Below are 13,685 nucleotides of genomic sequence, written 5' to 3'. Positions count from 1 at the left end.
AAATCGTGATCGAATTCGACGGGCCGGGGCCATGGTGCACCGGCCCGTTTTACGTCAGGCGCCGCAGCCTTCCGAGACGAGGCGCGTCAGACGGCCCTTGCGGTAGACGTACACCTCGATGCCCTCGCCTTCGTGATAGCCGGAGACGACGATCATCTCGACGAGCCGGTCGCCGTCGAGATCGGCCAGCGTGGTCAGCGAGCCGTAGATGTGGCCGACGTAGTATTCCTCGCGTGCGACCTTGGCCGGCGCGAACTGCGTGAACAGCTCCGCGACGGGCTTGCCGTCCTTCCAGATCGCCACGTGCTGCAGGATGTCCCCCGCAATCTGCTCGTCGATATTCTCGGTGGCGCGATAACCCGCAATGAGATCGAGGACGCGCTCGGTCTGCCCGTCGCCGTCGAGGTCGATGTCGATGCCGTTGCGCAGCCGCAGCGAGGGGAACTTGGCGCCGTATTTGGATTCGAGTGTCTTTCGAACCGGCGCCAGAGCCTTGTCGTCCAGATCGATCCGTTTCATCGCAGGTGTCGCGGCCATTCCCGTCGCATCCGCGTTTTCGAATGAGGCGTAGTCGCCGCAGGGCTCTTCCGACACCACCTTGCGAACGCCGGTCGCGCGAACGCGCTCGAGCCCCTTTTCGATTTCGCTTCGGCAATTCGGATCGTTGGCCCACGTGCAGACCTGCGTGCCCTGCGCCGCGCGCAACACGGCTGCGCCGTCTTCGAACTTTTCGCGGCAAACGGGGTAGGGCCGGAAACCGACGCCCGGTTCGAGGCAGCCCCACATGAATTGTCCAACGCCGAGGAACACCGTCGGCGCATCGCCGGGAGCGGGTTTTGCCGTCGCGGGTTTCGCGTAGCACTCGATGCCGGCTTCCTTCGCCTTCGCGACGGCGCCGGGTGCCGCGTCGGCCGTCTCGAGCGCGTCGGCGATCACGACGAAAAGGTCGGGGGTCAGACCCGCGTAGCGGTTCGTATCGGCGACCAGGGCGCGGGAGAATCCGGCGTCGCGCAGACGATACACCGTGTCCGATCCGAAATGCGGCGCTTCGGCCGTGCCGCAGATGACGAGGTGTTTTTCGGTGGGGGCTGCGGCTGATGCAGCCTCGGACGGCGCAGGCGATGCGGCGACGGCGGGCGACGCCGGACCTTGCTCCGCCACCCTTCGCCCGCACCCGATCACTGCGACGAGGATCGACAGAACGACGATCGTCGGAACGTACCGCGTTCGCGGCGTGGCGCGCATCATTTCACGACGAAGTTGACGAGACGGCCGGGTACGGCGACCTCCTTCACGATCGTCTTGCCCGCCAGATGCTCGGCGACGTTGGCCACGGCCTTTGCTGCCGCGATGATCGACGCCGCGTCGGCGTCCACCGCGGCCTCGATCGTGCCGCGCAGCTTGCCGTTCACCTGTACGGCGATGGTCACGGTCGCGCGTTCGCACAGCGACTCGTCCCACGTCGGCCACGGCGCGTGCGACGCGAAGCCCTCGCCGCCGAGTTGCTCAAAGAGTTCCTCGGAGATGTGCGGCGAAAACGGCGTGATGAGCCGCACGAGGATGTCGGCGGCCTCGCGCGAGGCCGGCGCGCGCTCCAGCTCGTTCATCAGTTCCATCATCGCCGCGATGGCGGTGTTGTAAGACAGCTCGTCGAGATCGCGCGTCACCTTGCGAATCGTGCGGTGGATCGCGCCGACGAGTTCGCGATCCCCCGGCAGGCCGGGCGCGAGATCGGACTCGGCGACGTAGCGCCACACGCGGTAGAGGAAACGACGCACGCCGATGATGCCGGCGTCGCGCCAATCGCCGCCCTGCTGATAGGGCCCGAGAAACATCAGGTACATGCGGAACGCGTCGGCGCCGAACTCGTCGAGAAACGCGTCGGGATTGACGACGTTGCCCTTGCTCTTGCTCATCTTCGCGCCGTCCTTGGTGATCAGGCCGTGCGCGCGGAATTTCTTGAATGGCTCTTCGAAATCGATCAGGCCCATGTCGTGCAGCGCCATGGTGATGAAGCGCGTGTACATGAGGTGAAGCACCGCGTGCTCGTTGCCGCCGATGTAAGCGTCCACTGGCAGCCAGCGTTTCGTGCGCTCGCGGTCGAAGGCGCGGTCGGCGAAGTCGGTGGACGGATAGCGGAAGAAGTACCACGCCGAATCGAGGAAGTTGTCGTTGACGTCGGTGTCGCGCTTCGCCGCGCCGCCGCAACTCGGGCAAGCGACGTTCACAAACGCGGCGTTTCGCGCGAGCACCGACAGTCCCGAGCCGTCGGGCGTGATGTCGCTCATTTCCGGCAGCACCACCGGCAGATCGGCGTCCGGCACCGGCACGGTGCCGCATTTTTCGCAGTGGATCATCGGGATCGGCGGGCCCCAATAGCGCTGCCGGCTGATGCACCAGTCGCGTAGGCGATACGTTTTCGTTGCCTCGCCCGCGCCCTTATTCGCGACGTAGTCCGTGATCGCGGCGATGGCGTCGAGCGAATTCACGCCGTCGAAGGGCCCCGAGTGGATCATCGTGCCCTCGCCCGTGTACGCCTCGGCGAGGTCGTGGCGCTCGCCGTCGGGTGTGATGACCTCGATGATCGGCAGGCCGAATTCCTTGGCGAACTCGAAGTCGCGCGTGTCGTGCGCCGGCACGGCCATGATCGCCCCGGTGCCGTAGCCCGTGAGCACGTAGTCGGCGATCCACACGGGGATGCGCGTGTCGTTGACCGGATTGATGGCGTACGCGCCGGTGAACACGCCCGTCTTCGCCTTGCTCTCGCTCCGCTCGAATTTCGTCATCGCGCGGGCGCGCGCCACGTAGGCGTCGACAGCGGCCCGTTGCTCCGGAGTGGTGATGCGCCCGACGGCCTCGTGCTCCGGCGCGAGCACCATATAAGTCGCGCCGAAGAGCGTGTCGGGCCGCGTGGTGAAGACGCGGATCTGGTCGCCGCCATCGAGCGCGAAGTCGATGTGCGCTCCGTCCGACTCGCCGATCCACTCGCGTTGCGCGATCTTTGTCTTGTCCGACCAGTCGATCCAGTCGAGATTCGCGAGCAGGCGCGGCGCGAAGGCCGAGATCCTGAAAAACCACTGCTTCATCTCGCGGGTCTCGACCTTGGAGTCGCAGCGTTCGCACAAGCCGCCCTCGGCCTGCTCGTCGGAGAGCACCGTGGCGCACGACGGGCACCAGTTCACCGGCGCGCTCTTCTGGTACGCGAGCCCGGCCTTGAAGAGCTGGATGAAGATCCACTGCGTCCATTTGTAGTAATCGGGGTCGGTGGTGTCGACCTCGTGCTCCCAGTCGAACATCGCTCCGAGTCGCTTGAGCTGGTTCTCGCGAAAGTTGTGGACGTTGGCCGGAATCAGCTTCGCGGGATGCGTGCCGGTCTTGATAGCGTAGTTCTCGGAGTGGATGCCGAACGCGTCGAAGCCCATCGGCTCGAAGACATCGAAGCCCTTCAGGCGGTGATAGCGCCCGAAGATGTCGCTGCCCGTGAAGGCGTATACGTTGCCGACGTGCAGCCCTTCCGCGGAGGGGTAGGGGAACATCATGAGGTTGTAGAAGGGCTTTGCGGCGCGGTCCATGTCGCAGCAAAACGCGCGCGCCTCCTGCCAGCGCCATTGCCACTTCGCCTCGATCTCCCGATGGTCGTATCCGCTCATCGCCGCCTCGTCGTTTCGGAAAATTTCGCCGCCAAAAAGAGGAGCGGAGTATAAAAACGCCCTCGGGTACCGTCAACGAACGAAGCGCGCTTGACGCGGACGCGAAGCTTTGAAGAAATGGCGCGACCGAAGGACGGGAACTGATGACGAGCGATGCGCCGAAAGGCCCGAAGGCCGTGTATGCGAAGGCGAAGATCGACGGCGAGAGCTTCGCCGGGCGCGATCTGCGCGGCGCGGACTTTCGCAAGGCGCGGCTCGCGAATGTCGATTTCACCGGGGCCGATCTTTCCGGCGCGGATTTCTCCGGCGCGAAGCTCGTGGGCGCGAAATTCGTGAACGTTCGCGCCGAGGGAGCGGTCTTCAAGTCGGCGACCTTCGATGCATGCGAATTTCGCGACGCGACGCTTGCCGAATGCGACTTTTCGCGCGCGTCGATTCGCGACGGCGAGTGGTCCGAGGTGGATGAGCGCGGCGGGCGATTCACGGAAACCGCCTTCGCGGGCGTGACATTTCGCGGCGGGCGCTTCGCCGGCAGCCGGTGGCTCGAGTCGAACTGGTCGAAGTGCCGCGTGGAATCAACAAGGTTCGAGGGGGCGCACATCGAGGCGTGGCGCGCGCCGTCGCTCGTCGTGAGCGGCGCGGTATTTACGGACTGCACGATCCTGTACGCCGATCTGCTCTCCGCGAAATTCGAAGCCGTCTCGTTCTCCGACTGCCGGATCACCGAGACGGATCTCGCGGGTTCGAAGTGGAGCGGGGCGCGCATCGAGCGCTGCGATCTCACGAAGACCGAATTCACCACGGGCGAATTCCGCGAGTGCGTGATCGCCGAGTGCGTCGTGCGCAAGGCGAACTTCCGTTACGTGAGCGGCCTTGACGAGGCGACGATGGCGGCGCTCGCAGGCGGTGGCGCGCGCGTCAGCCGGTATCTGCTCCACCGCGCGGGGCGCTGGCTGACGGGCACCGGGCCGGGGCGCATCGCGCTCGCGGTGACGATCGGCGCGATCGTCGGCTCGGCGGCGTGGGTTCACTTCGATCCGCTCTGGTGGGGTACGGAGAAGCTCTATCGCGAAATCGACCGCGCGGGCGCGCGCGAGCAGACCGACCGCGTCTCGCGTCTGACGGAATATTTGGTCGTGCGTCTTGCGGAAGAGGCTGAACGGATTCCCGAGACGCGCATCGGCCTCGCCCGCGCGTATCAGCGGATCGGCAAAACGAAGGAAGCCGTGGACGTTTTGACGACGCTGCTCGCCGGCGAGAAGACCGAGCCGAACCTGCTGCTCGAGGCCGTCACGTTCATGGCGCAGATCGAATGCGACGCGGGCCGCTTCGACGGACTCGAAGAGATGCTGCGGCGCGTGTTCGCCACGAAGGCCGAGCCGGAGATGAAACGCCACTCGGCCGTGACGATCCTCTACGCGGTCATGCCGACCGGGCGGCGCGACATCGCCGACCGTCTTTTCGATCTCGCCCTCGCGAATCTCGCCGACCAGCCCGAGGCCGTCGCGGAGCTGTCCGTCATGCGCGCGCAGTCGCGCCTTGACGAGCCGGGCCGCGTGCCGGAGGTGGCCGAGGTCGACCGCCTGCTCGGCATGGTCGCGTCGATGGGACCCGGCGAACGCACCAACCTCGTGCGCATCCTGATTCGCGCGGGCCGTTTCGACGAGGCGGGCGCGCAGATCGACGCGCTGCTGGCGCGCAACGACTTGCAGCCCCGCGAACGGGGGGACGCGATGTCGCAGCGGGCGCAGCTCGAAATCGCGCGAGGCAACGACGAGGCGTTTCTCTCGGCGATCGCCGAGGTCATGGACGCGACAGTCGAGGACGACGCGAAGCTGAACGCCGTGCAGGAATCGGTGGGGCTGCTCGCCGAGCGGCAACGCCACGAGACGCTCTCGCGCGTGGTCGATCTCGCACGCGAACGGATGGCGAAGGACCGACAGAGTGTGAAGGACCTGCTTCTGCTGCGCATCAACACGCTGAACGGCACGCCGCTGAAAGAAACCGCGCTCGCCGATTTGCACGACCTGTCGGCGAAGCCCGGCGAATTGCGCGAGGTGGAAAAGCTTCAGCTCGCGGCCGTGTACGCAAACCTGGGCGACGACGACGGCGCGCGGCGCATGCTCGCGGCGATGGGCGACGAGGCGCAGCTTCCGGTCTATCAGCGCCACGAGCGAATCGGCCTCGAGACGCAGATCGACCTGCGCGCGGGAAAGACCGGCGGGCTCGACGCGGCGGTGGGGCGGCTGCTCGCGCTGCCCGGCGGATCGGAACCGAAGCTCAACGTGGCGCGCGAAATCATGGGCACGCTCGGCGCGCGGCAGGACTTTGACGCGATCGACCGCGTGGCGAAAGTGGTTCTCTCGAATCTCGGCACCGAACCGCGCGTGGATTATGAGATCCGCTACGCCCGCGCGCAGGCGTTCATCTACGGTCCGCGCGGCGCGGATGCGATCGCGGACTTCGAATATCTGCTGAAGATCCCGCCCGCGAATCCCGGCAAGCGCCTGACGCTGCTCGAAGGCGTGCTCGCCGCGTATCGCAACGCGGGGCGGGCGGTCGACGCCGCGCGCACGATCGAGACCATCGCGCGCGAATACCCGGAGCAGAAGGAATTTTTGCTCTCGGCGAAGATCGAGGACGCGCAGGCCCTTCGCAATCGCGGCGACAAGACCGGCGCCGAGAAAAAGCTGCTCGAAGCGCTCGGTGAAGTCACGACGCCCGAGGCGCGCTCGCGAGTGCTCAACGCGCTCGCCGCGGTGTATCTCGAAATGAACCGGTTCGACGCGGCGGCGGCGCGGCTCGACGAATCGCTCGCGGTCGCGACGCCCTATAGCGAAGGCTGGCTCGAGGCGCAGGCGCATCGTGCGGGAATGAGGCAGCAGCGCGGCGAGAACGCCAAGGCTCTCGAAGAACTCGACGCCGTTCTCGCAAAGCCGATGCCGCCGTCATACGAAGAGTGGCTGCGCGGCACGCGGGTGAACGTGCTCGCGGCGCTCGGTCGGCTCGGCGAGGCGATCGACGAATGCCGCCGCGTCATCGCGATCACGCCGGATGCCACGTCGAAGGCTTATCACCGCCTCAATCTCGCGCAGTACCAGTGGCAAAGCGGCGCGAAGGACGAGGCGAACCGCGCATGGGAGGAACTCGCCGGACCGTCTTATCCGCCCGATGTGCGCCAGAGTGCGTGGGAGCGCATGGCGCAGGCGCGCATGGACGCGAAGGACGGGCCGGGCGCGATCGCGACGGCGAAGCGCATGGAAGACGCGGTGAAACCCGACCCGGCGCTGGTGCTCGCGGCGCGAATCATGGCGGCGGGACTATATCAGCTACAGGCGGACCAGACCGGACTGCTGGCGACGCTCGGTAAGATCGCTTCGGAGCCATTGCCCGAACGTCTGCCGCCGTCGGCGATGAACCTCGCCTCGCTCGACACATCCGACGCGAAGGTGCGCGCCGTGCTGTCCACGATCTTCGAGCGATACGAGGAGACCGCGAAGAAGGTCGGCGACGACCCGTCGTACTGGGGTGCGCGGCTCGCCCGCGGGCAGATTCTCGCATTCGAGACGAATCCCGACGACGCCCGCCCCGTGCTCGACGACATCCGCAAAAACGCCCCCGATCCGAACGTGCGCACGCAGGCGGCGTTCGCGCTCGCGCAGTCCGAGTCGCGGGCGGGCAAGGCGAACGCGGCGCGGGACATCTACAACGCCCTCGCCAAGGAATTCGCGGATCGCGACGACGTGCAGGTGCAGTGCGATCTCGGCCTCGCCGAGGTCGAGAAGCAGCGGAACAACTCGGCGCAGGCGCTCGTGCACCTGGAACGCGCGTTCGGCCGATGTCAGGACCCGGGCGTCTGCTGCCAGATTCTCGGCGACAAGATTCATCACCAGCGCGCGCTCGGCCAAGCCGCGGCGGTGAAGGAAACCTTCCGGATCGTTCTGGAGAAGTACCCCGATTGCTGGCTCGCCGCCGAGGCGAAAGAACCCGAGCAGCCGCCCGCCGAGTGACCTAGAGCCGTCCGACGTGTACCTTCAGGCGGTCGAGCGTCGATTCGAGGGCCGGGAAGTCCTGCGCCATCACCTTGCGGGTGACGCGCGACTTCTCGCCGACGTGTTCTTCCTGCCGCGCGAGGCCCATCGCGACGAAGCGGCGCAGCGCCGTCTCGAAGTGCGTGCGATGGACAGCCTCGGGATAGGCGATTTCGCCGATGCCCGCGAGCACGCGCCCGCGTTTCATCATCCGCTTCAGCCAGTCCTTGTCCGCGTACGAAGACTCACGATGCTTCCACATCGTCGACGCCACGACGTAGTAGCTTTCGAGATAGCAGTGGATCGTGCTCGCGAAAAGCCACGCGGCCTGGCGTCCGGCGGCGGACAGGATGAGGCCGCGATCCGACTCGGCGACGAATCCCTTGCCGGTGAAATACTCGAGGGCTTCGACGAATCGCGGCCGCTCGTGGGCTTCGTCGTGCGTCGCGCGCGGTCCGTAGATGAGTTCGCCGGCCAGCACCGACCGGATGAAGACGAACGTGCCGAACAGTTGGTCGGCCGGTGCGGGCCCGTCCGCGCCGAGGAACGCCGCCGCGGCGATCGCCACGTCCTGATACTGGTGGATGACCGAGTTGCGGTGCAGCGTGAGCGGCAGCCGCTGCTCCTCATCGACCATCACGATCGTCTCGTCGGGATCGTCGGCGTCGTCGTTTTCGATTCGGACGACCTTGTCCCGCGCGGCGCGGTCGATGACGCCGCGAATCCACTCCGACCCCGTGCGCTCGCCGTCATGCAGTTCGCCTCCACGGCTGACGATGCACTCCTGCAGCAGCTCCACCTGATCGACGAGCGTCGCGAGCAGGGCGCCGCGCTTGGGAGACGAGAGCAGCGCGGTGGCAAGCAGCGCGTAAGGGCGCGCCTTGGCGCGACGATTGATGCGCCACGTCACCTCGTAGGCAATGTTCGACGCAAGCGCCATCTGCCCGGCCCGGTCGGGCGGGATGGCGTCGAATCCCGAACGGTGAATCAAGTCGCGCATCGAGAGGGGATCGTCGAATTCGAGCACGACCTCGCCGATACGCCGTTTCACCATCTTGCGATTCTCGACCACCGTGCGGACCTTGTTGCCCTTGTCGTCGCGGCCGCCCGCTTCGTCGAGGTAGGTCTTCTCCTCGAAGACCCGCTCGTAATCGATTAGAACGGGGACGAAGCTCAGGTCGTGAAGGCCGCTCTTGCGGAACGCATCGAGCAGGATCGAGATGAAGCCGAGCTTGGGCGGAATGACCTTGCCCACTCGGCTGCGCCCGCCTTCGATAAAGAACTCCAGATTGAGCCGCTCGCGCAGCAACGTTTCGATATACACCGCGACGCACGTGGAATAGACGCGTTTGCCCTTGAAGACGCGGCGCAGGAAAAACGCGCCGCTGCTGCGGAAGAATCCGCCGACCGGCCAGAAATCGAGGTTGATGCCCGAGAGAATGCGAGGCAGCGAGAGCCGGTGCTTGTAGAGCACGTAACTGACGAGCAGGTAGTCGAGGTGGCTCTTGTGGCAGGGTACGTAGACGATCGGCATCTGGCGGATCGTTTTACGGACCTTTTCCAGTCCGTCCTTGTCGACGACCAGCTCGCCCTGCCTCCGCCGCAGCCAGGTGCGCAGCAGCCCCGATATGATGGCGACCACGCCGGGGTCGTAGTCGGCCGCCATCTCTTCCAGATAGCGCTTCGCGCGTTTGCGCGTCTCGACGTAGCTCTGGTTCGTCGCCTTGCAGTACTCCTGCAGGAACGACACGAGTCCCGCGTTGTGCAGCGCCGCCTCGACGATTTCGGGGCGCGATTTGCGGATCGGGCCCAGCACCACGCGGCGCTCGTCGTCGAGGCGCGCAATGAGTTCGCGGCGAAGGTGGTACGCGAGCTCGTCGGCGGCGAGGGCGGCGGCGAGGGCGGCGGCGGGGACGCCCCGGCGTGTCACGCGCGCGGCCATCGTTTCCAGCGATTCGACCTCGCCGACGCGCAAAGAAGTGCTGCGCCGATATCTCACGGAGAGCCACAGGCGACGCAGCGCGCCCGGATTCGACGTGGGCCCGAAGAGCAGATCGAGGAGCGACTCGGTGGACTGGTCCGGCGCGCGCCCGTAAATGACGGCGATCGGCACCACCTGGACGGGGCGCATCAGGTCGCGCGAAACGCGCAGGATCTCGGCGAGCGTGTCCGTTCCGTCGCGCGAAAAACGCCGGGGCATCGACTCGAACTGCGCGACGCACAGAAGACTCGGCGTCTGGACCGCCAACAGGTCCTCGAGGTAGCCGTTACGATAGGGATTCGGATAGGAACGAAATTCGAGCCAGTGCGCGATCACGGCGAACAGACGGCGCAACGACGGACCGAGCTGAAGAAACGGGTACATGGAGACGTAATGCGCGAACTGCGGCGGCGGCAGATCCTGACGGGCGAGCGACCACGCGAGGGCGAGGTATTCGAGCCGGCTCTTGTCGCGCGAAACATAGAGCACCGGGCCGCGCTTCACCGCGTCGCGGATGATCTGCGCGTCGGTGTCGGAGAGCCGCCACGCCGCGAAGAGGAACCGGCAGATCCACCGGACGATGAATCCGAACGGCGGTCGAAGGATGGCGGAATAGTGATGATACGTGCCGCGTAAGATTCGGGAAAATCGCTTCGGCGAAGCGATGGTATTGGACGTCGAGGCGTCCGGATCGTCTTTTCTCACGGCCTGAACCAAAACCGCTCCCCACGCGCCGCACCGCGTTCCATGTTTCGAGTCCGGCGAGATTGACACCGCCATTCTAATCCCGTTCCCGCAGTCGGTGGAAGCACCGGACTTGTCGACCGTTCTGCTTGGCCTTCGTCGTCGACCTCGCGTTCTCCGTGCTTGTCACGCGAGATGTCGCGCCCGTCTTTTATACCTATCCGGATCGATTCCATCGCAGGCGCGAGACGGCGGAGGGCGAATGAGATGTCTGAAGTTGTCAGGAATCTGAGGGCTGTTTCATATTCTACGACACGCTCATGGACGAGGTGACGGACGCGGGCAAGGGCGCGTACGTCTTCATCGATTCCGACGACGGAGCCGGCCTGCCGTTCGGCGCGCGATTCGATGAGAACATGGACGTTGCGGCGCTCGATGTGCGCGCCCGGATGACGCTGCCGTGGTATCTGCTCATGCACGAATTCCACGGCGAGGAATATTCGGAAAACCCGGATGAGGTCGAGCCGCAGCATCTGGGTCCCAACGACGCCATGATCTACCACCAATATCTCGTCGCCTGCGATGAAGAGTTGGTGAACGGAACGGACGAGATCGAGTTCGGCGCCACGTTCACCGATCCCTTCTCGCTGGTCGAGAAATCGGAGGAGGGGACGTTCACGATCGAAGGACTCCTCGCGGCCTCGGCGAATCAACTGCTCAAGGGCGATGCGATCGTCACGTACGCCGAAGCGCTCAAGCGGATCGACGTGGCGTCGAAGGACGAACCGGAGGATGCGATTGCGATCTGCGAAGCGGCTCGGGAAAAAGTCGCCGCCGCGGCCGAAACGCTCGACGATCCGGAATTGGAAGAGATTGTCGAACTGCTGGGCATGCTCAAGGAGACGCTCGGCGGAGTCGCGCGGTAAGTCTGAAGTCATCGCTTGCGGCGACTGTCCGAGCGGACACCCGCAAGCCGGGTTGCGCGGAAGGGGGATCTCCGAGGTGACTCCTCGGAAATCCCCTTTTCCGGTGGATCCACGGACTGGGCTCGGTCGGACAACGGTCGAATATGACAGCTATCATATGAATTATGCTTGACCTTCGGTGACTTGGAGTACAATAACACCGCTCGCAACATCTTTGCGACGGTTACTCTCTCACGCGGAGGTCATTGGCCATGGGATGGATGAAAGGGTGGTTCTTGATCCTGATGCTCGCCCTCGCGGCGGCATCGGTCGTGGGCTGCGGATGCGGCGACGACGATGACGACGACGACTCGGGATCGCCGTCCGACGACGATTCCGGCGACGACGACGCGGATGACGATTCGGACGACGATGCCGACGACGATGCCGACGACGACGCCGACGACGATGCCGACGACGACGCCGACGACGACGCCGACGACGACGCCACGCCGCAGTGCGAGGACAACGACGGCGACACCTACGGCGAAAACTGCGAGGCGGGCTCGGACTGCAACGACAACGATGCGAATGCGTTCGCGATCGTCACGGGATTCGTCGACGCCGACGGCGATGGTTACGCGGGCACGGGCGTCGATCTGTGCACCGGCGGCACGCTGCCCCCCGAGTACATGACGGAGGCCGACGACTGCGACGACGAGGACGTGACGGTCTATCCCGGCGCGGTCGATTTCCCCGACGACGGCATCGATCAGGACTGCGACGAGGCCGACGCCCTCGCCGATGAAGATGCCGGATTTTTCGTCGACGGCGCGGGCGGAGACGACGGCAACGACGGAACGAAAGACGATCCCTTCGCGACGATTCAAAAAGGCATGGACGAAGCGGCGGCGGACGACGCCAAGCCGAACGTTTATATCGCCGAGGGAACGTACTCCGAGGACGCGGAGCTTCCCGCGGACGGCGTGGTCAACTTTTACGGCGGTTACGATCCCGGCACGTGGACCCGTGACGTCAAGGCTCCCACGGTGCTCGAACCCGACACGGCGACGCAGCCCCTGCTGGTCGCCCCGGGCGGCTCGATTCTCATCCACGGCATGACGCTGGAGGGAGCATCCGGCGGCGCCTCCTACGGCCTCTCCTGTCCCGTCAGGGCGAAGGTCGCCATCGTCGATTCGAAGATCACGGTGCCCGACGGCGCCGGCTCCAAATACGGAATTCTCTTTGCGCAGGGCATGTCGCTCGACATCCATCGCACGACGATCGACGTGGGCAAGTCGACCGACACGTCCACCTACGGCGTTTTCGCCCTGTACGCGGACATCTCGATCACCGACTCGCAGATTTCGCTCGGCGGATCGGATACGGACGCCGCCTATGCGCTCTACATGACGACATCGAGCGGCACCGTCTCGAATTCCTCGATCTCCGTCGGAGACGCCGACGAAGCGGTTGGTGCGTTGATCAACACGTCGTGGTTTTCGGTGGTCGATACGACCCTGGAGATCGGCGACGCGGTGACGTCCGGATTCGGCGTCTACGCCATCATGTCGCGAATACAGTGGCTCGGCGGCTCGGTAGCCCTCGACGACACGCCGACCGGAACGAGCGGCGGGATGAACCTGATGGGATCCGAGGTGGTCGTCGACGGCGCACGGATTTCCACCGGCGACGCGGGCAGTTCCCTGAACGTCGGATTGCTCCTGAGCGCCGGCTTACCGGGCGTGCGGTCCGTTGTCACGAACAACGTCATCACCACGGGCGATACGCCGGGGACGAACTTCGCGATCTACTGCATGGGAATCGATGCGGTGATCGGACAGAATGTGGCGGTCGCGGGCGGCGGCGACACCACGCGCGCGGCGCTCAATCTGACGTTGAGCGGCGCGGAACTCCAGGATCCGCTCGTTTTCAACAATCACTTCGGGTCAGGACCGTCGGCCGGCGACTCTTACGTGGCGTTTCTTCCCTCAGGCGCGCCGTTCCGCAAAGTCGTGTTCGTCGGCAACAACCTCGACGGCAGCGTCGACGCACTTGTTGATGACGGCACCAATTCCCTGACCGACATCGATGACGTGAACGCGTGCGACTTCGACAGTTGCGCCGAGGCGGGCGGCAACCTGAACGAGGACCCCGACTTCGTGGGAGCGGACGATTTCCACCCGCAGGCCGGCAGCGCGCTGATCGACGCGGGGATCAACCCCATGCCGTACCTGACCCCCGCGGATCAGTTCTGGGCTTGGTACGACATGGACGGATCGCCGCGTCCCGTCAACGGCGCGTGGGACATCGGCGCGTACGAAGTCGACTGACCCCGAATCAGTCCCAATTCCAGAGGGCGTCCCGATTGGGGCGCCCTTTTTCTTGGGGCTCGCTCGAAGGCGTTTAAGATCCGGCGGTGGACGACAAGGCC

The 13,685-nt window shown here is 65.4% G+C and carries 6 protein-coding genes; 3 read left to right on the top strand and 3 right to left on the bottom strand.

The window, feature by feature from the left end; genetic code table 11:
- Window positions 1–54: 54 nt before the first annotated feature.
- Both IT350_08615 and IT350_08610 read right to left on the bottom strand, forming a co-directional pair.
- Complete coding sequence (locus IT350_08615; protein ID MCC6158104.1) at window positions 55–1,245, bottom strand: hypothetical protein; 1,191 nt, start codon at window positions 1,243–1,245, stop codon at window positions 55–57.
- The gene (locus tag IT350_08610) at window positions 1,245–3,650 is read right to left on the bottom strand and encodes a leucine--tRNA ligase (protein ID MCC6158103.1); all 2,406 of its coding nucleotides are present in this window, start codon (window positions 3,648–3,650) and stop codon (window positions 1,245–1,247) included. Before IT350_08610 ends, IT350_08615 begins: the two co-directional genes overlap by 1 nt.
- Window positions 3,651–3,793: 143 nt before the next feature.
- Between IT350_08610 and IT350_08605 the strand changes: the two genes are divergently transcribed.
- Entirely contained in the window at window positions 3,794–7,660 is a 3,867-nt protein-coding gene (locus IT350_08605; protein MCC6158102.1) for a pentapeptide repeat-containing protein, read from the top strand.
- A gap of 1 nt (window position 7,661) precedes the next feature.
- Here IT350_08605 and IT350_08600 read toward each other — a convergent pair whose 3' ends face one another.
- Complete coding sequence (locus tag IT350_08600; GenBank protein ID MCC6158101.1) at window positions 7,662–10,367, bottom strand: 1-acyl-sn-glycerol-3-phosphate acyltransferase; 2,706 nt, start codon at window positions 10,365–10,367, stop codon at window positions 7,662–7,664.
- Window positions 10,368–10,666: 299 nt separating this feature from the next.
- Between IT350_08600 and IT350_08595 the strand changes: the two genes are divergently transcribed.
- Together IT350_08595 and IT350_08590 are read left to right on the top strand one after the other, a co-directional pair.
- Window positions 10,667–11,272: a hypothetical protein gene (locus tag IT350_08595; GenBank protein ID MCC6158100.1), complete on the top strand. Its 606-nt coding sequence runs from the start codon at window positions 10,667–10,669 to the stop codon at window positions 11,270–11,272.
- A gap of 251 nt (window positions 11,273–11,523) precedes the next feature.
- Complete coding sequence (locus tag IT350_08590) at window positions 11,524–13,584, top strand: putative metal-binding motif-containing protein (GenBank protein ID MCC6158099.1); 2,061 nt, start codon at window positions 11,524–11,526, stop codon at window positions 13,582–13,584.
- Window positions 13,585–13,685: the final 101 nt, after the last annotated feature.

It is taken from the genome of Deltaproteobacteria bacterium (genome assembly GCA_020845895.1).
Taxonomy (GTDB): Bacteria; Lernaellota; Lernaellaia; order JACKCT01; family JACKCT01; genus JADLEX01.
This window is presented reverse-complemented; position numbering and strand designations above follow the sequence as displayed.